The sequence below is a fragment of the Cellulomonas sp. KRMCY2 genome, from assembly GCF_000526515.1.
Taxonomy (GTDB): Bacteria; Actinomycetota; Actinomycetes; order Actinomycetales; family Cellulomonadaceae; genus Actinotalea.
The window spans coordinates 4,023,405-4,045,968 of record NZ_JAGF01000001.1 but is presented as its reverse complement, the minus strand read 5'-3'; the positions used below and the strand labels follow the sequence as shown (position 1 = coordinate 4,045,968).

Genomic DNA, 22,564 nt, shown 5'->3' with positions numbered 1-22,564 from the left:
GGAGGCGTGATGGGTGTGGTGAGCGTGACGACCTCGGACGAGGAGCTCGCCGGGCAGGTCACGACAGGCCCGGCGACACCGGCCACCAGGGCCGCGCTGGCCAGGGCTGCGCTGGCCAGGGTGGAGGAGCGCACCGGGACGGGGCCGTGGGTCAGGCCGGCACGCAGGCTTCCCGCAGAGATGCTGCCCGGGCCGCAGACGATGCCCGCGCCGTACCTGCCGGAGGTGGAGCCGTCCACCCCGGTCGAGGTGGACCCCGAGGCCGCCGAGCGGTTGCTGCCGGTCCCTGCACCGCTCGCCCGGCTGCTGCCCGCCGGGGCGCTGGCCAGGGGGAGCACGGTCGTGGTCGCCGGCTCGACCTCCCTTGCGCTCGCCCTGCTGTCGCAGGCATCAGCGGCCGGCAGCTGGGTCGCGCTGGTGGGTCTGCCGGGGGTCGGCGTGCTCGCTGCGCACCAGTTGGGCCTCGATCTCGACCGGGTCGTGCTGGTCCCGGCGCCCGGCCCGGACGGGCCGACGGTCGTCGCGGCCCTGCTGGACGGCGTCGACGTCGTCGTCGTCGGGCCCCAGGTCGCGCTGGGTGACGCCGACCGGCGCCGGCTGAGCGCGCGGGCGAGGGAGCGGTCAGCGGTGCTGCTCTCGATGACGGCGTGGCCCGGTGCGCACGTGGTGCTGACGGCCGAGGTCTCGCACTGGGAAGGGCTGGGACGTGGGTACGGACGGTTGCGCAGCAGGCGGCTGACCGTGCAGCGCAGCGGCCGGGGGATGGCGTCCCGGGGGCACCGGGTCGATGTCACAGTGCCGGACGGACCGCGGCCGTGGGGCGACGACGTCCCGGTGACTCTGGTGCCAGGACCCACCCGGTCGGCCGACGGTGCGGGGCCCGAGCGCAGCCGGACGGTCGTCCTGGACGAGGTGTGGCCGGTCCCGCAGGGCCGGCGAGCGGGATGACGACGGCGAGCGGGACCGCACCGCAGCGGCTCGCGGCGCTCTGGGTCCCTGACTGGCCGGTGCTGGCCGCGATGAGAGCGCAGGAGGTCCCGGACCACCAGCCGACGGCGGTGCACGACGGGCGACGGGTCACCGCTCTCTCTGCCGTGGCCAGGAGCCAGGGAGTGCGTCGGGGCATGCGCCGACGGCATGCCCAGGAGTGCTGTCCGGGACTCGTCCTGCTGACCGACGACCCCGGGCGTGACGTCCGGCTCTTCGAACCGGTCGCAGCCGCTGCTGAGACGGTCGTCGCGGGGATCGAGGTGGCCCGCCCAGGACTCCTCCTGCTGCCCGCCGAGGGGGCCGGGCGCTACCACGGGTCCGAGCAGGTCCTGGCTGAGCTCCTGGTCGCGCAGGTGGCCGAACGGACCGGCTACGAGGCCCAGGTAGGGGTGGCCGACGGGGCGGGAGCGGCTGTCCTGGCCGCCCGCGCAGCGCGGATCGTGCCGCCCGGGCAGGCAGCGCAGTTCCTCGCCCCGCTGGCCGCCGGTGAGCTCGTGCACGTCGCCACCGGCGAGATCCTGGCGCAGGTCCCCGACCTCGTCGACCTCCTCGGGCGGCTGGGGCTGCGCACCCTCGGGCAGGTCGCCCAGCTGCCCCGCTCGGACGTGCAGGCCCGGTTCGGCAGGCTCGGGACGTGGGCGCACCAGGTCGCCTCCGGTCAGGACGACCGCCCGACGGCCCTGCGACGGCTCGAGCCTGACGTCGCGGTGGAGCAGGACCTCGACCCGCCGGTCGAGCGGATCGAGGCGGCGGCCTTCGCCGCACGGCGCCTGGCCGAGGACCTGCACACCCAGCTGGTCGTCCGCGGGGCCGGCTGCGGGCGGTTGCAGATCACCGCACGGACCGAGGACGGTCATGAGCTCGTGCGCACCTGGCGCACCGACGCCGTGCTCGGCGGGCTGTCGGCCGCCCGGATGACCGATCGGGTGCGCTGGCAGCTCGAGGGGTGGCTCACCGGCGCCTCCCGGCGCCCGGGCCGTGGCTCGGGCGATGACGACCCGGCGCCTGCGCCGCTCGTCCGGCTGGGGCTGCGGGCCGAGGAGGTCGTGTCGGTCGGTGCGGAGCAGGGCCGGCTCTGGGGCAGCGCCAGCGGCGCGGACCTGCGGGCCCAGCGGGCGCTGCACCGGGTCCAGGGCCTGATCGGTGCCGATGCCGTCCTCGCCGTCGCGGTGCAGGGTGGCCGTGACGTCCGTGACCAGGTCCACCTGGTGCCGTGGGGGGAGGATGCCCCCGCAGCCCGACCGACCGCACCACCCTGGCCCGGCCGGCTGCCGCCACCGGCGCCCGCCACCGTGCTGGTCGTGCCGGAGGTCGTCCAGGTCCGGGGCCCGGAGGGCAGGCCGGTTCAGATCGGATCTCGGCTCGAGCTCAGCGCAGAGCCCGCGTCCGTGCACTGGTCGGGGCGTGACGCCACCGAGGCGGTGGTCGAGGGCTGGGCCGGTCCGTGGCCCCTGGTGCAGCGCTGGTGGAGCCAGGGGGCGCGCTCGCAGGTCTACCTGCAGGTGACCCTCGAGGACGGCCGGGCGCTGCTGCTGTCGCTGGAGGGTGGGGTCTGGACGGTCGAGGCGCGGTATGACTGACCACGCGCGCCGGGACGCCGCATCGCGCGATGCCGCACCGCAGGGTGCCGTACCTCGCTATGCCGAGCTGCACGCCCACTCCGCGTTCAGCTTCCTCGACGGGGCGAGCCAGCCGGAGGAGCTCGTCCACGAGGCTGTCCGGCTCGGGCTGTCCGGACTGGCGCTGACCGACCACGACGGCCTCTACGGCGTGGTGCGCTTCGCCCAGGCTGCCCGTGCCGCCGGGCTGCCGACGATCTTCGGTGCCGAGCTGCACCTGCCCGCCCCCGGCGGTGTGCTCGACCAGCCGACCGGGACACCCGACCCGCGGGCGACGCACCTGCTCGTGCTCGCCAGGGGGTCGCAGGGCTACCGGGCGCTGTCCAGGGCGATCGCCGAGGCGCACCTGGCTACCGGCACCAAGGGACGCGCCGACCACCGCCTGCCGGAGCTCGCTGCCGCCGCGGACGGTCAGTGGCTCGTGCTGACCGGCTGCCGCAAGGGTGCCGTGCGTCGTGCCCTCGGCCCGGGTCCGTCCGGCGTCGTCGACCTGGCGGCGGCGCGGACCGAGCTCGACCGGCTGACCGCGCTGTTCGGCGCCCAGAACGTTGCCGTCGAGATCACCGACACGGGTGATCCATGGGACTCCGAGCGGTGCGATGCGCTCGCCGAGCTCGCCCGACGTGCCGGTCTGCCGCTCGTCGCGACCGGCAACGTGCACTACGCGGGCCCGGCGGACGCGGACCTCGCCGGGGCGCTCGCCGCTGTCCGGGCGCGGTCCAGCCTTGAGGACATCGACGGTTGGCTGCCCGGCGGCCCGGGCGCGCACCTGCGCTCGCCTGCCGAGATGACCGCCCGCCATCGCCGCCACCCCCAGGCGGTGCGCACCGCAGCGGAGCTCGCAGCCGAGTGCGCCTTCGACCTCGCGCTCGTCGCGCCCCGGCTCCCGCCGTACCCGGTGCCGCCCGGGCACGATGAGGCGAGCTGGCTGCGTGAGCTGGTCCGCCGTGGCGCGATCGACCGTTACGGGCTGCCCGGTGCCGAGCGCGTCCCGGGTGCCTACGCGCAGATCGCCCACGAGCTCGCGGTCATCGAGCAGCTCGGGTTCCCTGGGTACTTCCTGATCGTCCACGACCTGGTCACCTTCTGCCGCGAGCGGGGGATCCTGTGCCAGGGCCGCGGCTCGGCAGCCAACTCCGCTGTCTGCTACGCGTTGGGCGTCACGGCCGTGGACGCCGTCCGGCACGGTCTGCTCTTCGAGCGCTTCCTCGCGCCCGAACGCGACGGGCCACCGGACATCGACGTGGACATCGAGTCGGTGCGACGTGAGGAGGTGATCCAGTACGTCTACGAACGGTTCGGTCGTCGGCATGCCGCCCAGGTCGCCAACGTCATCTCCTACCGGCCGCGTTCGGCGGTGCGCGACGCGGCCAAGGCGCTCGGCTACGACGTCGGGCAGCAGGACGCCTGGAGCAAGGGCATCGAACGGTGGGGCTCGTTGCGCGGACCTGAGCACAGCAGTCCGTGGTGGACGGTGGAGCGCGCCGGCCCGGTGGGCCCGCTCGCCGGGCCCGGGCCCGCTGTACCACCGGGGTCCACCGGGCGACCGGACCGCCCGCACGTCGACCACGCCGGCCCGGGAACGGTGAGCGACGACCGGCACGACGTCGTCCCGACGCACCGCCCGCCGTCGGCTGCCGCGCTGGCCGAGATCCCCGAGCCCGTGATCGACCTGGCCGAGCGGTTCCTCCGGCTGCCGCGCCACCTGGGCATCCACTCCGGCGGGATGGTGATGTGCGACCGACCGGTGATCGAGGTCTGCCCGGTCGAGTGGGCCCGGATGCCCGGTCGCACGGTGCTGCAGTGGGACAAGGACGACTGCGCCGACGCCGGGCTGGTCAAGTTCGACCTGCTCGGGCTGGGCATGCTCACCGCGCTGCGGATCGCCTTCGGGCTGATCGCCGAGCACGAGGGCCTCGAGGTCGGGCTGCACTCGCTGCCTCAGGAGGACCCGGCGGTCTACGACCTGCTGTGCGCGGCGGACACCGTCGGGGTCTTCCAGGTCGAGTCGAGGGCCCAGATGGCCACCCTGCCTCGGCTGCAGCCGCGCTGCTTCTACGACATCGTGATCGAGGTCGCCCTGATCCGCCCCGGCCCCATCCAGGGGGGTTCGGTCCACCCCTACATCAACCGGGTGCGCGGGCGTGAGGAGGTGACCTACCTGCACCCGCTGCTGGAGAAGTCCCTCGCCAAGACCAAGGGTGTCCCGCTGTTCCAGGAGCAGCTCATGCAGATGGCGATCGACGTCGCCGGGTTCACCGGGGCCGAGGCGGACCAGCTGCGACGTGCCATGGGGTCCAAACGCTCGGTCGAGCGGATGGAGGCCCTGCGCGAGCGACTCGTGTCAGGGATGGCTGACCGCGGGGTGACCCGGGAGGTGGGCGTGCAGATCTTCGACAAGCTCAAGGCCTTCGCCGACTTCGGGTTCCCGGAGTCGCACGCCTACTCCTTCGCCTACCTCGTCTACGCCAGCTCCTGGCTCAAGGTGCACCATCCGGCGGCCTTCTACGCCGGGCTGCTCGCGGCCCAGCCGATGGGTTTCTACTCACCGCAGTCCCTGGTCGCCGACGCGCGTCGCCACGGTGTGGTCGTCCTGCGGCCCGACGTGCAGGCCTCGGGTGTGCAGGCAGGTCTCGAACGCCTCGACGGCGCGCTCGCGGTCCGGCTCGGTCTTGCGGCCGTCCGGGGCGTGGGGGAGCCGGTCGCCGAGCTGCTGGTCGCCGAGCGCACCGAGCACGGACCCTTCCGCGGTCTGTCCGGCCTCGTCCGACGGGTCCGCCTGCGCACCACCCAGCTCGAGGCCCTGGCCACGGCAGGCGCTCTCGAGCCGTTGGGGGTGGACCGACGCGAAGGGTTGTGGGCCGCCGGCGCGCTGGCGCAGGAGGGTCCGGACACCTTGCCCGGCGTCAGCGTCGGGGTCGAGGCGCCGCAGCTGCCCGGGATGAGCGAGGTCGAGCTCGCGATGGCCGACGTCTGGGCGACGGGCGTCTCGGTGGAGTCCTACCCGACCCAGTACGTGCGCGACGGCCTGGTCGCGGCCGGGGTGATCACCGTCGGCGCCGCCATGGAGCACGAGGCGGGACGCCGCGTCGCCGTCGCCGGTGTCGTGACCCACCGCCAGCGTCCCGGTACTGCCGGCGGGGTGACCTTCCTGTCCATCGAGGACGAGACCGGTCTGCTCAACGTCATCTGCACCGCGGGGCTGTGGCAACGGTTCCGCAGGGTGGCGCGGACCTCGGCGGCCCTCGTCGTGCGCGGGCGGCTCGAACGGGCCGACGGAGCGACGAACCTGCTGGCCGAGCATCTGGCACCGTTGTCGCTGCGGATCCCCAGCACCTCACGCGACTTCCAGTGACGCCGCCGCGTACCGACCGCCGGTCGACCCGGTCTCAGGACTTCTCGTCGCCCTCGTCGCCCTCGTCGCCCTCGTCGCCCTCGTCCTGGTCGAGCAGCTCGTCGGAGAAGTCGGTCGGTGGGTCGATGCGACGCAACCTGGCGAACACCGCCCACGCCACCGCGACGATCGGCACCGAGATCACCGCACCGAGGATGCCGGCCACGAGCGTGCCCGCGGTCACCGAGATGGCGACCGCCACGGGGTGCAGCGACACCTGCTTGCCCATCACCAGCGGCGTCAGGATGTGTCCCTCGAACTGACCGACGAGGGCGATGCCGACGCCCACGAGGACGGCCGTGATCGGCCCGTTCGCCGCGAGTGCGACCACCATCGCGACGACCATCGCCAGCGGTGCACCGATGAGCGGGATGAAGGCGCCGATGAAGACCAGCACGGAGAGGGGTGCCGCCAGAGGCACCTGAAGGATGAGCAGGATGATCGCGGCCAGCACGCCATCGGCCGCCGCCACGATGAACGTGCCCCGCGTGTAGCCGGAGAAGGTGTACCAGGCGATGCCGCCCCCGGTGTGCCAGGACGTACGCATGCGCATCGGCAGCTGGTTGAGGAACCAGGTCCACATCTCCGTCCCGCGGGTCAGGAAGAAGACCGTGTGGAAGGTGGCCAGGGCCAGCGCCGTGAAGACCTGGGCCACCGATCCGGCGCTGATCAGGGCTTGGCTGGCGATCGTGCTGCTGTTGGCGGAGATCCATTCCTGGGCCTGCTGCAGCCAGCCCTGGACGTCCGCGTTGGTGACGGTCAGGTGCAGCGGGCTGTCCTCGAGGAGCTGCAGGAGCGCGGTGATGCCGTCGTTGAACTGGTGGCCCAGCGACTCCCACTGGCCGGCGACCGACAGGCCGATGTACGTGAACAGACCGGCGATCACCGCGATGGACAGCACGATCGACAGGGCGGTCGCCAGCGCGCGCGGCATGACCCGGTTGAGCGCGTTGACGACCGGCCGCAGCACGGCGGTGAAGACCAGGGCGAGGAACACCGCGATGAACAGCAGCAGCACCCGGGTCGTCGCCCAGAACACCAGCGCGACGGCCGCGACGATGACGAGCATCCGCCAGGACCAGCCGGCGACGACCCGCAGCCACTGCGGTGTGGCCTCCTCGTAGCCGACGGCCGAGGGGTTGCGCCGGGCACCGGCCACCTTCTTGGCGGCGGGACCGGCCCCGGCCAGGTGGCGGACCGACGCCTTGGGCCGCTCGGTCTCGATCGCCCCCGTCTCGTCGCGGTCGGACATCGGTGCTCCTCGTCGCAGGGCGCCTGTCGCGCCGTCGGTGGTCAGTGTGCCGCAGTCGGCGAGTCCTGGCGCGGCGCCGCTCCGTGCTATCTTGGCTCCCGCGCTCGAGGGGCTCCAGGGCCCGCTCGACGCACCCTGTCCGGGTGGCGAAATGGCAGACGCGCTAGCTTGAGGTGCTAGTGCCCTAACGGGCGTGGGGGTTCAAGTCCCCCTCCGGACACTCGTTGAGACAGCGACGATACTGCCCCTGATCTGCGGAAACGCGGTTGGGGGCTTTGTCGTGGCGGGACACACGGTGCACCCATGGGTGCACCGTGTGTCCGGATGGGGGTTGGGAGGCCTGTTGCTTCCCCCTCCGGACACGCCTACGAGGGGCGTCACGCAGCGAACAGCCGACACGTCCCCGACTCCCAGGGCCTCTGCAAGACACGCGGAGCAGGTCGTGCGTGGGTGTCTTCACGGGCGAGTCGACCCCCGCCGTGGAGTCAGAGGAGTTGGGCAACCGCCCACTGGCGCTGGCCCAGGCAATGGCGAACTCCTTGAACGCCGTGAAGGCAGCCATCCTGCCCGCCCTCTCACGAGAGGAGGTCGAGGCGCGATCGCTGAGGCCCGGCAAGCGGGGCGAGATGCGGAAGCGGTCCGGACCAGAGGCTGCCGTCAGCTGAGTCCATCCCCGCCCCGGGCTGCGCCAGCGCTTCGAGCCGCGAGAGATTCCGCCCCCAGAGCGCCGACTACCCGTGCTGCTGGGCGGCGTCTACAGCGGTCGCCGCGGGCTCGGGCGATCCAACGACGGGGCCAACTCGACAGCCCAACGTCAGTGGTCGTATGCCCGCCGCGGCGGGCACGCGCGCGCTGGAAGAGAACTCTCCAGCCGGACGACTCTTGGAGCGGCGAAGAGCTGGACGCGCGGGAAGCACGGCGTGTCGCCGCAGGCGACCTGCCAGCGGGGCCGGATGGTGGGGACGTGGACATCACGAACGTGCTCAGCTCAGTGCTCGTCGGTGCGACAGGACTTGGCGGCGTCTGGCTCGGCCACGCGCTCTCAGCGCGTGACGCCGAGCGCGCACGCCGGGACTCCGCACGGGACCGCGCTCGCTCGCTTCTGAGCGACTTGATTCGCAACGCGAGGAGATGGGCGGACATGCAGTTGGTCCTGGCTCCCGGATGGGCAACGTTCGATACGGACAATCTCACTGTCGACGACGGCTGAAGACTGACCCCCTGGTCCCGACGATCCGGGGTTCACTTTCAGGCGTCGTTGACACTCACCGCCTTCCTCGACACCGACTCGGGTCGGGAACTGCGCAGGTCGTGGATGCCCTGCACTCATCCTTCGGACAGGCACGCCTCGAGATCGGCAACGGACCCTTGCAGGAACCTCTCAAGAGGGCTCAAGCCCTCTTCGTCGCCGCTCCCGACCAGATGATGGAACCGCTGCGAGATCAAGGCGTCGACAAGGCCACACGCGTGAGGGAAGCGTGGTCCTACCTGCGCAACTTCGAAACCGAGGTCGACGCCCTGGAGTCGGCTGCGGCCGACCTCCTCAGCGTCTCACTCTCCACCTAGCGTGCCCCCGATCGCGCCAGCCCCCGCGTATCCGAGCGACGGGGAGGGCGGACGGCGGGTCTTGCATCGGCTCTGGGAGGCGTGAACCGACCGTTGACACGCGGAGCAGACACGATCCTTGCCAACCGGCCGTGTCCGCATTCTGGAGGGGGCGGAGCGTGGCGAAGGCGCTGGACCGTCCGGCGTAGCCGATGTGCGGATGGCGCGCCGCGTCGGCCTTGGTCTTGTGGGCGAGTTTCGAGGAGCCCGGCTCTCCTGCCACGCGGTGGCTCTCGACAGCAGGAGACGGTGGCGATGTCGCGGGTCGGCACCCAGACGCTAGGCGTCCGGCTCCCGCTCGATGCTGTCGGAGTTCCGGACCTGCCGTCCGGCTGTCTCATGCGGGTCAGGTGTGCTGGCACGTACGACAGCACCGATGAGCACGACGAGCGCCGCCACGACGAACGCCTCGAGGTGGTGCGTTGGGGTCGCCGTGAGCCCGTACGCCCCCTCCAGCCGCGCCAGTACCGACGCGCTCGCCCACCACGGCAGGAGCGGAGCGAGGTAGCCCCCGGCGATCACGCAGCCGGCCACGACGCGCAGCCGATGCTCGTGCCCCGGCCGGAATGGGCCCCCCTCGGCGATGGAGACAAGCACAGGGCGCAGCGCGATCGCGGCGACGAGCAGGGCGACTCCACGGAGCATGAGGTCCGCTCGCGAGAGGAGCTGTTCGGTCAGTGAAGCCTCGGGCGCGTGGAGCACGACGATCCCGAGCGGTTCCGACCGGTGGTCGCGGTCAGGTAACCCGCCGGTCGGTACGCCGCTGACCCAGACCTCGGAGTACGGCGCGAGGTCGACCTCAAGCCTGAGGTCGGCGCCACGGCCGTCCGAGGAGCTCACCTGCATCGGCACGGCGACCTCGCTCGTCGAGGCCCACGTCGGTTCGAGCCAGTGCACCAGACCGACCGCGAAGGCGACCACGCCGAGGACGACCAGGGCAGGACCGAGCACTGCAGCCAGACGCCGTGCGCCCGGACCGACAGCCCCCATGTGCATCCCCCTGTTCACCGGTGCGCCCGGGCGCTACATCGAGCGTGACGTGTGAGAGAGCGCGTCAGTCACCCGTCGTGGCCCGGCACCGGGTCGAGCAGGGGATCGCCCTGCCGGGCGCGTAGGCACTGCTGGAACGCGACGTCTTCGGAGCTCAGCTTCTCCCATTCCACCAGCTGTCCGGCAGCGTCGGCCTCGGTATGACCCATCTCGAGCATCTCCTCCGGAGAGACCAGGATGCTGTTGTGCGGGCCTTCAGAATCTGATGCCAGCGCTTCGTCGACCCGCGTCGCCACGGCCGGATCCGCGCACGGGTCCGACTGAGGTGTCTCATCGGTCGCCGTTACCGAGTCGGCGACCGGTGGACTCGGCGGCGCCGTTTCCGGGGCAGCCTCTGCGGCTGTTTGCCCGCAACCCGTGAGGAGCACCAAGCCGAAGCCGGGGAGAACGACCTTGGACTTCCGTCGCATCAGCTGCGCCACCTTCCTGGGATCGACCACCCGAGCGTACGGCTGGCAACGGCTCCATGATCGCGGATCCGGGCCATCGTGAGGTCCCAACTTCGGCCAGGTCGCACCCCTGCGACGGCGCAGACGCTCACCCGATCGAATGCCTCAGACACAAGCGCGAGCGGTTGGTCGCCACTCCCTTGCACGCTCATGCCGCACCGAGGGCGGCGCGCTCGCCCGGATCTGGCCGCGGGTGGCATGGCGGCATACCGCTCCGAGGGTCGTGCCGCGTACCTAGGACCCGCTCGCCTCCGACTCATCGGCCCTATCGAATGCGGGTAGGTGGGCCCGGTCGTATGCCTCAAGGACCTGCGTCATTGCCTTGCGGGCGCCGGCGTGGCTCCGTCTCAGTTCTTCGCTGCCTCGAAGCATCCGCGCTACGAGGATGTCCATCATGTTCACGGTCTTGGCGACGGCTCCTACGGCGTTGTCGGCGCGGAAGACCATGAAGTGCCAGTCGACGCCCGAATCGACGTCAGCCCGCAGGATCGGGTCTCGGAACTGCGACCCGGGGTGCACAGCCCAGTCTCGGAGCCGGAAGAGCTCCCTGATGCGCTCGCGGACTTTGCGAGCGCCTGGGTTCCTGAGCTTGAGACTGTAGCGAATCGTCTCGTAGACCTGCGCGTGTCGCGGTGTTCGGTGGGCGCGCCACGCCTCTGCGTGAGGATGGGCTGGCGAACGCGCCTTGACGGACGAGTAGAACGAGTCGACCGCGAACGCAGGGGCGGTGATGGCGCGCATCGTTGCCCGCAACTCGGCACCTAGCGCGAGATCGAGAGCAGCCTCGTCTCGTTCTGGAACCGCAGCGAGCCTCGAGACCTCGTCGGCGGCGCTACGGGCGGCAGGCACTGCGTCAACCGCTTCGATGAGCCAGTGCGGCCACATGTCCGTGCGCAACTGGGGGACGATGGGATCCATCGTCGGCTTGCCGTCCTCGCCGATGGAGACGCGAAGCGCTCCCGCCGGTATCCGGATGTCGGACCCTGCGGTGAACCGCACGCCTGGGATGCCAGCCAGTATCAACGCGGCGCTCGTGGTGGGCATCCACCTCCTACCCGTGTTGCTGCCCTGTCCCCTCCGGGAGGCTTACAGCCGCCAGGTCACCCGCTCGAGGCTCCTGCCTGGAGCATCGCGAAGACGGCCGTCGACCGTCGCCGACCCGTGCACCCATGGGTGCACCAACCGTCCGCTAGGTGCACTCCGGTGCACCCACATGCACCCAAACTGTGAGACAAACTAGAACAAGCTAGCGTTTCCGCAGGTCAGGATCACCCGTCCAGCCGCTTCAAGTCCCCCTCCGGACACTCGTTGAGACAGTGAGCATGAAGGCCGTGACCAGCAGAGATGCGGGTCGCGGCCTTTTGTGCCGGTAGCGGGCTGCGGGCGGGTCGTCCCGATGTCCGGTTGCTCAGCCGGATCGCCTCAGCCAACCGTGCGCCCTGCCGATCTGATCCTCATGTACCCGATCCCGCCGCTCCCCAGGTCGACAGCCGACCTGGGGGAGCTCGACGCGTGGATCGCGGACACGGCCGACCAGGACCACACCGGCCTGTTGAGCCTGATGGCTGTCGCTCGCAGCGCCGAGTACGAGCTGATCCGGTCCGGGGCCCTCCTGTCGATCCGTCGGGTGCTCGTGCGGATCGAGACGTACGCCCGGCTCACCAACCCCGAGGGGCGACCGTTCGTCGACGGTCAGTGGGAACGCTGGCCCGGCACGCTCGCGGAGCTCTTCGAGACTGCCAACGCGTTCGAGGCCTGACGGCCGGCTGCACGGTCGGCGCGTGCGCGTCCACCCCTTCGCCGTGCCCGCGGTGCTGGTCAGTCCGTGCGTCGTGCCCGCTGCGCGGCGCGCGCGAGGACCTCCTGGCGACGGCTCACGGTCCGTCGGCGCGCATCCTCGCGGGCCCGCGTCGCGTCCTTGCGGGCGCGACCGGCGGCTCCCGGCCGCAGGGCGAGCACCAGCATCACGGCGATGCCCACCACTGCCACGAGCACGGGCCAACCCTCGGCGAGGGTCACCAGCGGGTGACCGGAGCCGTAGTGGTCGTTCGCCCAGGCGTTCCCGACGAGGCTCGGCAGGACGACGAGGGTGAGCGCGGCCGCCCCGAGGGACAGCAGCGGCAGCGTCCGACAGGCCCCGGCGGTCGGGCGGGCGTCCAGGCGCGCCTGGACCAGGCCGAGCCCGCACAGCGCGGCCAGGATCGCCGAGACGACTGTCACCAGCGGGAGGAAGGTCGCACGCCGAAGGTGGACCGTGGCCCGCACGACGTCGTTCGTGCGCTCGTCCTGGCCGACCACTGACCAGGCGAAGGACTCCGCCTCGGACGCGCCGACCAGGGCGGCCGCGGCGATGATCGCGGCGATGCCGAGGGCGAGGGTGCCGACCAGCGCCCACCAGGCTGTACCGGTGCGGCCGCCGGTTGCCGGTGACCTGCTCCCTGCGGTGCGGGGCCGGCCTTCGACACGGGGTCGGCACTCGACAGGGGCCCAGCGCTTGACAGCACAAGGGTCAAACCGGTTTAGTTTGTGTTCTGAACCGGTTTGAAGGCGCGTCACAGACGCCGCGACACACTGCCGGTCCGCACAGCCCGAGAAAGGCCACCGTGCCCCAGAGCCCGCCGGTCGTCGCCTCGAGCAAGGGCTCTGGACCCGGTCGCCGCCCGACCATCTCCGACGTCGCCGCACTGGCCGGGACCTCGAAGGGAACCGTGTCGTTCGTGCTCAACGACCGACCGGGTGTGGCTGCCAAGACCCGGGTGCGGGTCCTCGCCGCCATGGCAGAGCTCGGCTGGCAGCCGAGCATGCTCGCGCGGTCGCTGTCGATCTCACGGGCGAACGCCATCGGCCTGGTGCTGGCCCGGACACCGGACACCCTGCGCTCCGACCCGTTCTTCGCACCGTTCATCGCCGGGGTGGAGCTCGGGATCGCCGGCACCGACGCCGCCGTGCTCCTGCGCTTCGTCGAGAGCGTGGAGGCAGAGGAAGCCGTCTACCGGAACCTGGCCACCGCGCGCCGGGTGGACGGCGTGATCGTCGCCGACCTGCGCTGCAACGACTCCCGGATCCCGCTGCTCGCCGAGCTCGGGCTGCCCGCGGTCACCCTGAACAAGCCCGACGTCCCCTCGCCGTTCATCGCCGTGTGCAACGACGACCTGGCGGGCGTGGTCGCCGGCGTCGAGCACCTGATCGGTCTCGGGCACCGCCGCATCGCGCACGTCGGCGGTCCGTCGATCTACCTGCACGCCGACCAGCGCAAGCAGTCGTGGGAGACGGCCCTGCGTGACCACGGGCTCGAGCCGAACCTGTTCGCCGAGGCGGACTTCACCGCTGCCGGTGGCGCCGAGGCGACCCGGTCGATGCTCGAGCGTCCGGCGGACGAGCGGCCGACCGCCATCGTCTACGCGAACGACTCGATGGCTGTCGCCGGGATGGTCGTCGCGCAGGCGCTGGGGTTGAGCCTGCCCCGCGACCTGTCCGTGATCGGCTTCGACGACTCGGAGCTCGCGGCCTACGTCCATCCCGCGCTCACGACGATCCGCACCGACCCTGTCGCGTGGGGTCGGCTGACCGCGCGCACCCTGCTCGACCTCGTCCACGACGGCCAGCGGGTCGAGACGGCCACCGTCGGGCCGGCCGAGCTCGTCGTCCGCGGGTCGACGACCGTGGCGCCGACCACGGCGGCCCCGACGACGGTGGCGCCCTAGAACCTGCGGGATCCGTTCCCGTGGAGCACAAGCCCTCACACAAGAGTCCCGAGCACCACAAGGCAAAGGCAGGAACGCAATGAAGCGCCCACTCGGATACCTGGTCGTCGGCCTGGCCGCGACCCTGACGCTCACCGCGTGCAGCGGTGGCGCCGACGAGCCGGCAGGTGAGGACGGAGCACTGTCCGCCACCGGCCCGATCACCATCTGGTACTCCAACAACGAGCAGGAGGTGGCGTGGGGGGAGCAGGTCGTCGCCGCGTGGAACACCGAGAACCCTGATGAGAAGGTCACGGCCGAGGAGATCCCGGCCGGCAAGTCCTCCGAAGAGGTCATCGGTGCGGCCATTGCGGCCGGCAACGCCCCCTGCCTCATCTACAACACCGCCCCGGCAGCAGTCGCCGACTTCCAGGCGCAGGGTGGCCTGGTCGACCTCGCGCAGTTCGAGGACGGTGCGAGCTACATCGAGACTCGTTCCGGTGACAGCGCCACGCAGTTCACGTCGTCCGACGGTGGCTACTACCAGCTCCCCTGGAAGGCCAACCCGGTGGTCGTCTTCTACAACAAGGCGGTCTTCGCCGAGGCCGGGCTCGACCCGGAGAACCCGGAGCTCGCGACCTTCGACGACTTCATCAGCACCTCGAAGGCGATCGTCGACTCGGGGGCGGCGGACTACGGGATCTACCCGGCACCGTCGAGCGAGTTCTACCAGTCCTGGTTCGACTTCTACCCGATCTTCGCTGCGGAGAGCCAGGGCAACCAGCTCATCGAGGACGGCGAGGCCACGTTCATGAACGAGGCCGGCCTGGCGACGATGGAGTTCTGGCAGACGATGTACACCGAGAAGCTCGCCGGCCAGGAGCCCTACACCGGTGACTCGTTCACCGACGGCGTCGCGGCCATGGCCATCGCCGGTCCGTGGGCTGTCGCCTCGTACGAGGGCAAGGTCGACTGGGGGACCGTTCCGGTCCCGACGTCCGAGGGCACGTCCCCGGAGGACACGTACACGTTCGACGACGCCAAGAACATCGGCATGTACACCGCGTGCGAGAACCAGGGCACCGCGTGGGAGTTCCTCAAGTACTCCACCAGTGAGGAGCAGGACGGTCTGTTCCTCGAGATGACCGGCCAGATCCCGCTGCGCGCCGACGTCGCGACCGCGTACGCCGAGTTCTTCGACGCCAACCCGGCGTTCGCCTCCTGGGCGGCCCAGGCCCAGCACACCGTGGCTGTGCCCAACACGCTGAACTCGACGGAGATCTGGCAGACCTTCCGTGATGCGTGGAGCAGCGCGATCATCTTCGGCACGGGCGACCCGACGGAGACGATGCAGGCCGCGGCCGACGAGATCAACTCCCTCGCGACCGACTGAGGGATACGACGATGAGCGCGTCGCCCACGGCGTCCGCGCCGCCCGTGGGGTCGGTTCCGCCGACCTCACGGGCGCGATCGGCGTCCCGCACGTCCCGCACGTCCCGCACGTCCCTCCTCAGTCGCTTCGCCGGTCGGGACCCGATCGGCATGCTGCTGTCCGCCCCGTACGCGCTGTTCCTCGTCGCGGTGTTCGTCTATCCGCTCGGCCTCGGCGCCTGGATCGCGTTCCACAAGTACTCGTTCGCTGCGCCGAACGCGCAGGTGGACCGACCGTTCGTGGGCTTCGACAACTTCGCCCGCGTCCTGCAGGACCCCGACGTGATCGCATCGTTCAAGCACGTCGGCATCTTCCTGGTCATCAACGTCCCGCTCACGATCGCGCTGGCCCTGCTGCTCGCGACCGCGCTCAACTCGGCGATCAAGGGCGTGACCTTCTTCCGGGTCGCCTACTACGTCCCGTACGTGACCGCCTCGGTCGCGACAGTGACCGTGTGGCTCTTCATGTTCAGCGAGAACGGCGTCGTCAACAGCCTGCTGGGTGACCTGGCTCCCGACCCGTCATGGCTCACCAACTCGACGTGGGCGATGCCGATGATCGCGCTGTACGTCACCTGGAAGCAGCTCGGCTTCTTCATCCTGCTCTACCTCGCCGCACTGCAGAACGTCTCGAAGGAGCTCTACGAGGCAGCCAAGACCGACGGCGCCAACTGGTGGCAGTCGTTCCGGGCCGTGACCTGGCCGGGGGTGCTGCCCGCGACGTCCCTCGTGGCGATGCTGGCGATCATCACCGGTGCGAACCTCTTCACCGAGCCCTACCTGCTGACCAACGGCGGCGGCCCGAACGGGGCGTCGACCACCCCGGTCCTGCTGATCTACCAGCAGGCCATCCAGCAGAACCACCCCGACCGCGCCTCGGCGATCGGCATCTTCCTCGTCATCGGCGTCCTGCTGCTGGCGTGGATCTCACGCCGCATGACGGAGGAGGACTGACATGACCACCACCGCGAGCACCGGCGTCACCACCGCGGCACGGACGACGGCGACGGCGATCAAGATCCCGCTGTGGGTGCGGATCGCGAAGATCACGTGCCTCGTCATCGGAGCCTTCGGGTTCCTCTTCCCCTTCTACTACATGCTCGTCGCGTCCTTCCAGACGACGAAGGATGCGACCCTGGGCGGCTTGATCCCGTGGCCGTCGAACCTCTCGTTCGCCAACTACGACGCGATCAACGGTGCGATCAACCTCGGGCGGTCGCTGATCAACTCGGCGATCTTCACCGGTGGCGTGCTCGTGTGCACGATGCTGTTCGGCGTCATCGCCGGCTACGCCCTGGCGACACTCAGGTACCGGGGCAGGGGCACGCTCTTCGCCCTGATGCTGCTCGTGCAGACCGTGCCCTTCCAGCTCCTCATGGTTCCGCTCTACGTCATGACGGTGCGCAACTTCGGTCTGTCCGACTCCTACCTCGGGATGATCCTTCCGTTCGCGATCAACTCGACGGCCGTCCTGATCTTCCGGGCGTACTTCCTCCAGGTCCCGAAGGACCTGTTCAACGCCGCCCGCATCGACGGCGCGGGCGAGTTCCGCGTCCTGTGGTCGGTTGCTCTCCCGCTCGTCCGGCCCGCACTGCTGACCGCGACCCTGCTGACGTTCATCGGTCCGTGGAACGAGTTCCTGTGGCCGTTCCTCGTCACCAAGCAGCAGACCATGCAGCCGCTCGCCGTCTCACTGGCGAACTACACCGACAACGCGGCCGCGGCCCAGGACAACCCCTTCGGGGTGGCGCTCGCAGGCGCCGTCGTCCTGGCCCTGCCGGCGGTGGTCCTGTTCGTCTTCTTCCAGCGTCACTTCACATCGACAGATCTCGGATCAGGAGTCAAGGGTTGATGAACTCGACAGTCCCGTACACACTCACGCGCCTTCACACGATCATGGTGCCCGAACCGGGCAACCCGCTCGAGGTCGAGGGCGTCCTCAACCCTGCCTCCGGGCGGACACCGGACGGTCAGCTGTACCTGCTGCCCCGGCTGGTCGCCGAGGGCAACGTCTCGCGGGTCGGGATGGCCAAGGTCGTCCTGGCGGACGGGGTCCCGATCGGCGTCGAGCGGGAGGGCGTCGTCCTGGCGCCCGACGCAGGCTGGGAACGCGCCCTGGACCACTCCGGCACGGAGGACCCCCGCGTCACCTGGGTCCCGACCCTCGGGCTGCACGTCATGACGTACGTGGCCTTCGGCCCGCTCGGCCCGCGATCGGCACTCGCGGTCTCAGCGGACCTGCGGACCTGGCGACGCCTCGGCCCGATCCACTTCGAGTACCAGGAAGAGCTCGACGCCGATCTGAACCTCTGCTCGAACAAGGACATCGTCGTCTTCCCCGAGGTCGTGCCCGGGCCGGGCGGCGTGCCCTGCTACGCGATGATCCACCGCCCGACGTGGGACATCGGCTGGATCCGGCCGGGGGAGGGGTTCCACGTCCCGGCCGGGATCACCGACGACCGGCCGGGGATGTGGATCTCCTACGCGCCGGCCGAGCAGGTGCAGCAGGACGTGGCCGCCCTGGTCCACCAGCACGACAGCCGGTTGCTCGCACTGCCCGAGTTCCCGTTCGAGCTGCTGAAGGTCGGCGCCGGCCCCGCACCGATCCGCGTACCCGAGGGGTGGCTGCTCATCCACCACGGCGTCTCCGGCGAGATCACCGACCCGTGGTCGACCGGCAACAAGGTCCGCTACGCGGCCGGCGCGATGATCCTCGACGCCGACGACCCGTCGCGCGTCATCGCCCGGACGGCCGAGCCGCTGCTGGCCCCCGAGACGGACGACGAGCTCGTCGGCACGGTGGGCAACGTGGTCTTCCCGACGGCGATCGAGGAGGTCGACGGCACGGTCTTCGTCTTCTACGGCATGGCGGACGCGAAGATCGGCGTCGCGCGCCTCGACCGGGTGCCCGCGCAGTGACGGCGGGCCCGCGGTCATGACGGGGTCGCGGTCATGACGGGGTCGCGGCGATGCTCCTGACGGAGGATCGGCCGTGGTGGACGGACGCGGTGGTCTATCAGATCTACCCGCGTTCGTTCGCCGACTCCGACGGCGACGGCATCGGTGACCTGCGCGGCGTCATCGGCCGTCTCGACCACCTGGTCGCGCTCGGGGTCGACGTCGTGTGGCTCTCGCCGGTGTACCCGTCGCCGCAGGCCGACAACGGCTACGACGTGTCGGACTACCAGGACGTCGACCCGGTGTTCGGCACGCTCGCGGACCTCGACGAGCTGATCGCCGAGGTCCATGCGCGCGGGATACGGCTGATCATGGACCTCGTCGTCAACCACACGTCCGACGAGCACGCATGGTTCGTCGACTCACGCTCCGCGGCGGACTCCCGCCGGCGGGACTGGTACATCTGGCGACCAGCACGCCCGGGGACCGTCGGTGGCGCACCGGGCGCCGAGCCGAACAACTGGGGCTCGGCGTTCGGCGGTCCGGCCTGGACCTTCGACCCGTCGACGGGTGAGAACTACCTGCACCTGTTCACGCCCGGACAGCCCGACCTCAACTGGGCGAACCCCGCCGTGCGCTCCGCCGTGCACACGATGATGACCTGGTGGCTCGACCGGGGCGTCGACGGGTTCCGGATGGACGTCATCAACGTCATCGACAAGGCCCCGGACCTCCCGGACGGCCAGGTGCCGCCCGGCGGCCGGCTCGGCGACGGCAGCCCGTTCTACGTCAACGGCCCTCGCCTGCACGGCTACCTGCGCGAGATGCACGAGCACGTCTTCGCCGGCAGACCGCAGGTCTGCCTCGCGGTCGGCGAGACGCCCGGGGTGAGCGTCGCCGACGCCGTGCTGCTCACCGATCCGGCCCGCCGGGAGCTCGACATGATCTTCCAGTTCGAGCACGCCGAGCTGGACCGTGGCCGCGAGCGGTGGGTCCACCGCCCGCTGGACCTGAGGGACCTCAAGGCGTCGTTCGGGCGGTGGCAGAGCGGTCTGGCCGAGACCGGCTGGAACAGCCTCTCTCTGAACAACCACGACCAGGCCCGGCTGGTCTCGCGGTACGGCGACGACGCGCGGTTCCGCTACGAGTCCGCGACAGCGCTCGCCACGGTCCTGCACCTGCACCGGGGCACGCCGTACGTCTACCAGGGCGAGGAGCTCGGGATGACGAACTTCCCGTTCGGCGGGATCGGGGACTTCCGGGACGTCGAGGCGATCGGGCTCTTCCGGGAGGCGACTGTCGAGCAGGGGGTCGATCCGCAGGAGGTCCTCGCCGGCCTGCGCCTGCTGGGTCGTGACAACGCCCGCACGCCGGTCCAGTGGGACGGCACGCCCAACGCCGGGTTCACCGCCGGGACTCCGTGGCTCGCGGTCAACCCGAACCACACCCGGATCAACGCCGCGGCGCAGGTGGGCGTGCCGGGATCGGTCTTCGAGTACTACCGCCGGCTCATCGCGCTGCGGCACACCGAGCCGGCCGTGGCCATCGGTGCCTTCACGATGCTCCTGCCGCAGGACACCCGTCTCTACGTGGTGCTGCGCACGCTCGAGGACACCGAGGTGCTGGCGATCGCGAACCTCTCCGGGGACGCCGTCGTGGTGCCCGACCTCCCGGACCGGACCCGGTGGGACGACGCCGAGGTCGCGCTGGCGAACTACGGACCGCCGCCGGCGGCCGGACCTCGGGCGGCGCCGGACGCTGCCGGAGCCCTCCGACCGCTGGGCCCGTGGGAGGCCCGGGTGCTCCGCCGGCGCGTCGGACGTTGACGCCGACCGACGGCACGTGGTTGACGTCACAGGGTGTTCCCAGGAGGCGGCGCGTATGATACGGATCTGCGCCTCGTAGTGCGCGGTGTCGCGCAAGCGAGCTGATCAACCTCTCAGCCACGAATCCGCGCACGCGTGCGATCGCCCGGAAGGCTTCGCCCATCATTCCCGTCATCTTCGTGCACGGAACCAGGACCTCCTCCGCGATCTGGGACCACCAGGTCGCGGTCATGACCCGATCGGGTCACCAGACGCTCGCGCTGGACCTGCCCGGCCACGGCACCCGACTGGGGGAGCGGTTCACCCTCGCCGGCGCCCTCGAGGCCATCGACGAAGCCGTCGAGCGCTTCGCGACACCGCCGCTGCTGGTCGGCCTGTCCCTCGGCGGCTACTCGTCGCTGGCCTACGCCGCACGGAACCAGCACAAGCTTGCCGGCGTCGTCCTGTCCGGCTGCTCGACCGAGCTGCGCGGCAAGCCGCTGGGCGCCTACCGAGCGCTGACCATGCGGGCGTCGCAGATGTTCGGCCCCACGGGCAGCACGTGGCACGTCGTGACGGACATGCTCGCGGCGATGAAGGGCTACTCGGTGCTGGCCGACCTGCGCCGCGTGCTGATCCCGGTGTGGCTGGTCAACGGCGAGCGGGACATCCTGCGGTTCGACGAACGCCGATGCCTCGCCACCGGACCGGGCGTCCAGCTCACCGTCGTCCCGGGTGCCGGGCACGACGTGAACAGCCACGCTCCGGAGAGCTTCAACAGGATCCTGCTCACCGTGACCCGTGAGCTGCGCGCCGCGGCGAAGGCCGTCGCAGGCCCGCTCACGGCGACCGCCGGCCTCGCCCGCTGACCTGAGGTCCGAACCCGCACCCCTGGTCACGCGCGACCGGGAGCGGGACGCTGATCACATGAGCCACGACGGTCCGACCACGCTCACCTTCCTCGGTGCCACCGGTACGGTCACCGGGAGCAAGTACCTCGTGGAGCACGGCGGACGCCGGGTCCTGGTCGACTGCGGGCTGTACCAGGGTGAGCGCGAGTGGCGCCGGCTCAACTGGGAGCCGTTCCCCGTCCCGCCGGCGGGGATCGACGACGTGGTGCTGACGCACTGCCACCTCGACCACTGCGGCTACCTGCCGGCACTCGTCCGGGACGGCTTCGCCGGGCCGGTGTGGATGACCGAGGGCACCAGGGGGCTCACCGAGATCGTCCTGCGGGACAGCGCCCACCTCAACGAGCGGGACGCGGAGCTCGCCCGTGCCGGGGGCTGGTCGCGGCACGACCCGCCGCTGCCGCTCTACACGGCTGCCGATGCCGAGCGTGCTATCGCGCAGTTCCGCACGGCTGCGTTCGACCAGGCGACCGACCTCGGCGGCGCGGTGCGGGTCACCATGCGGCGTGCGGGCCACGTGCTCGGCTCCGCCAGCGTCCTGGTCGACGCCGGCGGCGATCGGGTGCTCTTCTCCGGCGACCTCGGCCGCGTGACCCATCCGATCCTGCGTCCCCGCTCGTCGCCACCCGTGGCGCGCACCGTGGTGATCGAGTCGACCTACGGCGACCGGGCACACCCGGTTCCGCAGGGCCCGCCCCATGCGGCGCTCGCCGACGCCATCCGTCGCACCATCCGCCGTGGTGGCTCGGTGCTGATCCCTGCGTTCGCGGTGGACCGTACCGAGCTCGTGCTCAACACGCTGTCGCACCTCATCCGGGACGGGCAGGTCCCGCTGGTACCGGTGTACGTCGACAGCCCGATGGCGCTCGCCGCCCTCGAGGTCTACCGACGCCCGGGCCTGCGCGAGGAGCTGCGACCGGACGTCTCGCCGGACCTCGTCGACATCCCGACCCTGCGTGCGGCGCGGACACCGGAGGAGTCGATGGAGCTCAACAGCCCCCGCAGGCCGTGCATCATCATCTCGGCGTCGGGGATGGCCTCGGGTGGGCGGGTCGTCCATCACCTGCGGCACATGCTCCCGGACCGGGACAACACCGTCGTGCTGACCGGATACCAGGCGGTGGGGACGCGCGGTCGTGCCCTGCTCGACAGCGCGACCGAGCTCAAGATCCACGGTCGGTACGTCCCGGTGCGCGCCGAGATCGTCTCGGACGAGGAGTTCTCCGTGCACGCCGACGCCGACGGTCTCCTGGCCTGGCTGGCCGAGATGCCCGAGCCACCCGAGACCGTCTACGTCACGCACGGCGAGGAGCGCGCATCGCGTGCTCTGGCGGAGCGGATCCGCCGTGAGCTCGACCTCGCGACAGTCGTGCCGCGCCTCGCCGAGCGCGTCCGGATCGGCTGAGCGGCAGCGCCCTGCCGGAGGATCCGACTACTACGATGTCCGCACATTTGCGGCCTAGATCCCTAGGAATCC

Annotated in this window: 19 protein-coding genes and 1 tRNA gene; 15 read left to right on the top strand and 5 right to left on the bottom strand. The window is 71.0% G+C overall.

The features are described 5' to 3' along the window. Positions 1-9: 9 nt before the first annotated feature. The 3 genes from K415_RS23090 to K415_RS0118985 are packed head-to-tail and all read left to right on the top strand — an operon-like array spanning position 10 to position 5,964. Positions 10-948, top strand: a complete 939-nt coding sequence (locus K415_RS23090; RefSeq protein WP_024288611.1) for a hypothetical protein — start codon at positions 10-12, stop codon at positions 946-948. Further along, complete coding sequence (locus K415_RS0118990) at positions 945-2,570, top strand: DNA polymerase Y family protein (protein WP_034663530.1); 1,626 nt, start codon at positions 945-947, stop codon at positions 2,568-2,570. Before K415_RS23090 ends, K415_RS0118990 begins: the two co-directional genes overlap by 4 nt. Beyond that, positions 2,563-5,964 (top strand): error-prone DNA polymerase, encoded by a 3,402-nt coding sequence (locus K415_RS0118985; RefSeq protein ID WP_024288609.1) that lies wholly within the window; start codon positions 2,563-2,565, stop codon positions 5,962-5,964. Before K415_RS0118990 ends, K415_RS0118985 begins: the two co-directional genes overlap by 8 nt. 34 nt (positions 5,965-5,998) lie before the next feature. Here K415_RS0118985 and K415_RS0118980 read toward each other — a convergent pair whose 3' ends face one another. Then, positions 5,999-7,255: an AI-2E family transporter gene (locus tag K415_RS0118980; protein WP_024288608.1), complete on the bottom strand. Its 1,257-nt coding sequence runs from the start codon at positions 7,253-7,255 to the stop codon at positions 5,999-6,001. Between the two features lie 137 nt (positions 7,256-7,392). Between K415_RS0118980 and K415_RS0118975 the strand changes: the two genes are divergently transcribed. The 3 genes from K415_RS0118975 (at position 7,393) to K415_RS0118965 (ending at position 8,821) form a co-directional block, all read left to right on the top strand. Next, positions 7,393-7,475: transfer RNA gene (locus K415_RS0118975), tRNA-Leu, on the top strand. A 744-nt stretch (positions 7,476-8,219) separates the two neighbouring features. Then, positions 8,220-8,465 carry a hypothetical protein gene (locus K415_RS22215; RefSeq protein ID WP_034661421.1) on the top strand — a complete coding sequence of 82 codons (246 nt, stop codon included), beginning with the start codon at positions 8,220-8,222 and terminating at the stop codon, positions 8,463-8,465. 101 nt (positions 8,466-8,566) lie between these two features. After that, positions 8,567-8,821, top strand: a complete 255-nt coding sequence (locus K415_RS0118965) for a hypothetical protein (protein ID WP_024288606.1) — start codon at positions 8,567-8,569, stop codon at positions 8,819-8,821. Between the two features lie 318 nt (positions 8,822-9,139). Here the strand turns inward: K415_RS0118965 and K415_RS0118960 are convergent, their stop codons facing one another. From K415_RS0118960 to K415_RS0118950, 3 genes are all read right to left on the bottom strand, one after another. Further along, positions 9,140-9,850, bottom strand: a complete 711-nt coding sequence (locus tag K415_RS0118960) for a hypothetical protein (RefSeq protein WP_155859530.1) — start codon at positions 9,848-9,850, stop codon at positions 9,140-9,142. Positions 9,851-9,918: 68 nt separating this feature from the next. Then, positions 9,919-10,146 carry a hypothetical protein gene (locus K415_RS0118955; protein ID WP_024288604.1) on the bottom strand — a complete coding sequence of 76 codons (228 nt, stop codon included), beginning with the start codon at positions 10,144-10,146 and terminating at the stop codon, positions 9,919-9,921. A 447-nt stretch (positions 10,147-10,593) separates the two neighbouring features. After that, on the bottom strand, positions 10,594-11,403 hold the full coding sequence (locus K415_RS0118950; protein WP_051480671.1) for a hypothetical protein: 810 nt from the start codon (positions 11,401-11,403) through the stop codon (positions 10,594-10,596). Positions 11,404-11,791: 388 nt separating this feature from the next. Here K415_RS0118950 and K415_RS0118945 point away from each other — a divergent pair, with 388 nt between their 5' ends. After that, positions 11,792-12,118, top strand: coding sequence for a hypothetical protein (locus tag K415_RS0118945; RefSeq protein ID WP_024288602.1), 327 nt, complete (start codon positions 11,792-11,794; stop codon positions 12,116-12,118). Positions 12,119-12,177: 59 nt separating this feature from the next. Here K415_RS0118945 and K415_RS0118940 read toward each other — a convergent pair whose 3' ends face one another. Beyond that, entirely contained in the window at positions 12,178-12,915 is a 738-nt protein-coding gene (locus K415_RS0118940) for a hypothetical protein (protein ID WP_155859529.1), read from the bottom strand. A 47-nt stretch (positions 12,916-12,962) separates the two neighbouring features. Here K415_RS0118940 and K415_RS0118935 point away from each other — a divergent pair, with 47 nt between their 5' ends. The 8 genes from K415_RS0118935 (at position 12,963) to K415_RS0118900 (ending at position 22,492) form a co-directional block, all read left to right on the top strand. After that, complete coding sequence (locus K415_RS0118935; RefSeq protein ID WP_024288600.1) at positions 12,963-14,063, top strand: LacI family DNA-binding transcriptional regulator; 1,101 nt, start codon at positions 12,963-12,965, stop codon at positions 14,061-14,063. 79 nt (positions 14,064-14,142) lie between these two features. After that, positions 14,143-15,435 carry an extracellular solute-binding protein gene (locus K415_RS0118930; RefSeq protein WP_024288599.1) on the top strand — a complete coding sequence of 431 codons (1,293 nt, stop codon included), beginning with the start codon at positions 14,143-14,145 and terminating at the stop codon, positions 15,433-15,435. Between the two features lie 149 nt (positions 15,436-15,584). Further along, positions 15,585-16,427: a carbohydrate ABC transporter permease gene (locus tag K415_RS0118925; RefSeq protein ID WP_231494936.1), complete on the top strand. Its 843-nt coding sequence runs from the start codon at positions 15,585-15,587 to the stop codon at positions 16,425-16,427. 1 nt (position 16,428) lies between these two features. Then, on the top strand, positions 16,429-17,325 hold the full coding sequence (locus K415_RS0118920; RefSeq protein ID WP_081785106.1) for a carbohydrate ABC transporter permease: 897 nt from the start codon (positions 16,429-16,431) through the stop codon (positions 17,323-17,325). Next, a complete protein-coding gene (locus tag K415_RS0118915) occupies positions 17,325-18,392 on the top strand; it encodes a glycosidase (protein WP_029664156.1) in 1,068 nt (355 codons plus the stop codon). Before K415_RS0118920 ends, K415_RS0118915 begins: the two co-directional genes overlap by 1 nt. Before the next feature lie 50 nt (positions 18,393-18,442). Beyond that, positions 18,443-20,197 carry an alpha-glucosidase gene (locus K415_RS0118910; RefSeq protein WP_024288595.1) on the top strand — a complete coding sequence of 585 codons (1,755 nt, stop codon included), beginning with the start codon at positions 18,443-18,445 and terminating at the stop codon, positions 20,195-20,197. A 179-nt stretch (positions 20,198-20,376) separates the two neighbouring features. Then, positions 20,377-21,045, top strand: a complete 669-nt coding sequence (locus K415_RS0118905; RefSeq protein ID WP_024288594.1) for an alpha/beta fold hydrolase — start codon at positions 20,377-20,379, stop codon at positions 21,043-21,045. Between the two features lie 58 nt (positions 21,046-21,103). After that, positions 21,104-22,492, top strand: a complete 1,389-nt coding sequence (locus K415_RS0118900; RefSeq protein ID WP_024288593.1) for an MBL fold metallo-hydrolase — start codon at positions 21,104-21,106, stop codon at positions 22,490-22,492. The last annotated feature ends 72 nt before the right edge of the window (positions 22,493-22,564 follow it).

What these genes read in the sequence shown, in the direction of transcription:
- K415_RS23090 (WP_024288611.1), top strand. Translation starts at nt 10, where the DNA reads ATGGGTGTGGTGAGCGTGACGACCTCGGACGAGGAGCTCGCCGGGCAG.
- K415_RS0118990 (WP_034663530.1), top strand. Translation starts at nt 945, where the DNA reads ATGACGACGGCGAGCGGGACCGCACCGCAGCGGCTCGCGGCGCTCTGG.
- K415_RS0118985 (WP_024288609.1), top strand. Translation starts at nt 2,563, where the DNA reads ATGACTGACCACGCGCGCCGGGACGCCGCATCGCGCGATGCCGCACCG.
- K415_RS0118980 (WP_024288608.1), bottom strand. Translation starts at nt 7,255, where the DNA reads ATGTCCGACCGCGACGAGACGGGGGCGATCGAGACCGAGCGGCCCAAG.
- K415_RS0118960 (WP_155859530.1), bottom strand. Translation starts at nt 9,850, where the DNA reads ATGGGGGCTGTCGGTCCGGGCGCACGGCGTCTGGCTGCAGTGCTCGGT.
- K415_RS0118950 (WP_051480671.1), bottom strand. Translation starts at nt 11,403, where the DNA reads ATGCCCACCACGAGCGCCGCGTTGATACTGGCTGGCATCCCAGGCGTG.
- K415_RS0118930 (WP_024288599.1), top strand. Translation starts at nt 14,143, where the DNA reads ATGAAGCGCCCACTCGGATACCTGGTCGTCGGCCTGGCCGCGACCCTG.
- K415_RS0118925 (WP_231494936.1), top strand. Translation starts at nt 15,585, where the DNA reads ATGCTGCTGTCCGCCCCGTACGCGCTGTTCCTCGTCGCGGTGTTCGTC.
- K415_RS0118920 (WP_081785106.1), top strand. Translation starts at nt 16,429, where the DNA reads ATGACCACCACCGCGAGCACCGGCGTCACCACCGCGGCACGGACGACG.
- K415_RS0118915 (WP_029664156.1), top strand. Translation starts at nt 17,325, where the DNA reads ATGAACTCGACAGTCCCGTACACACTCACGCGCCTTCACACGATCATG.
- K415_RS0118910 (WP_024288595.1), top strand. Translation starts at nt 18,443, where the DNA reads ATGCTCCTGACGGAGGATCGGCCGTGGTGGACGGACGCGGTGGTCTAT.
- K415_RS0118900 (WP_024288593.1), top strand. Translation starts at nt 21,104, where the DNA reads ATGAGCCACGACGGTCCGACCACGCTCACCTTCCTCGGTGCCACCGGT.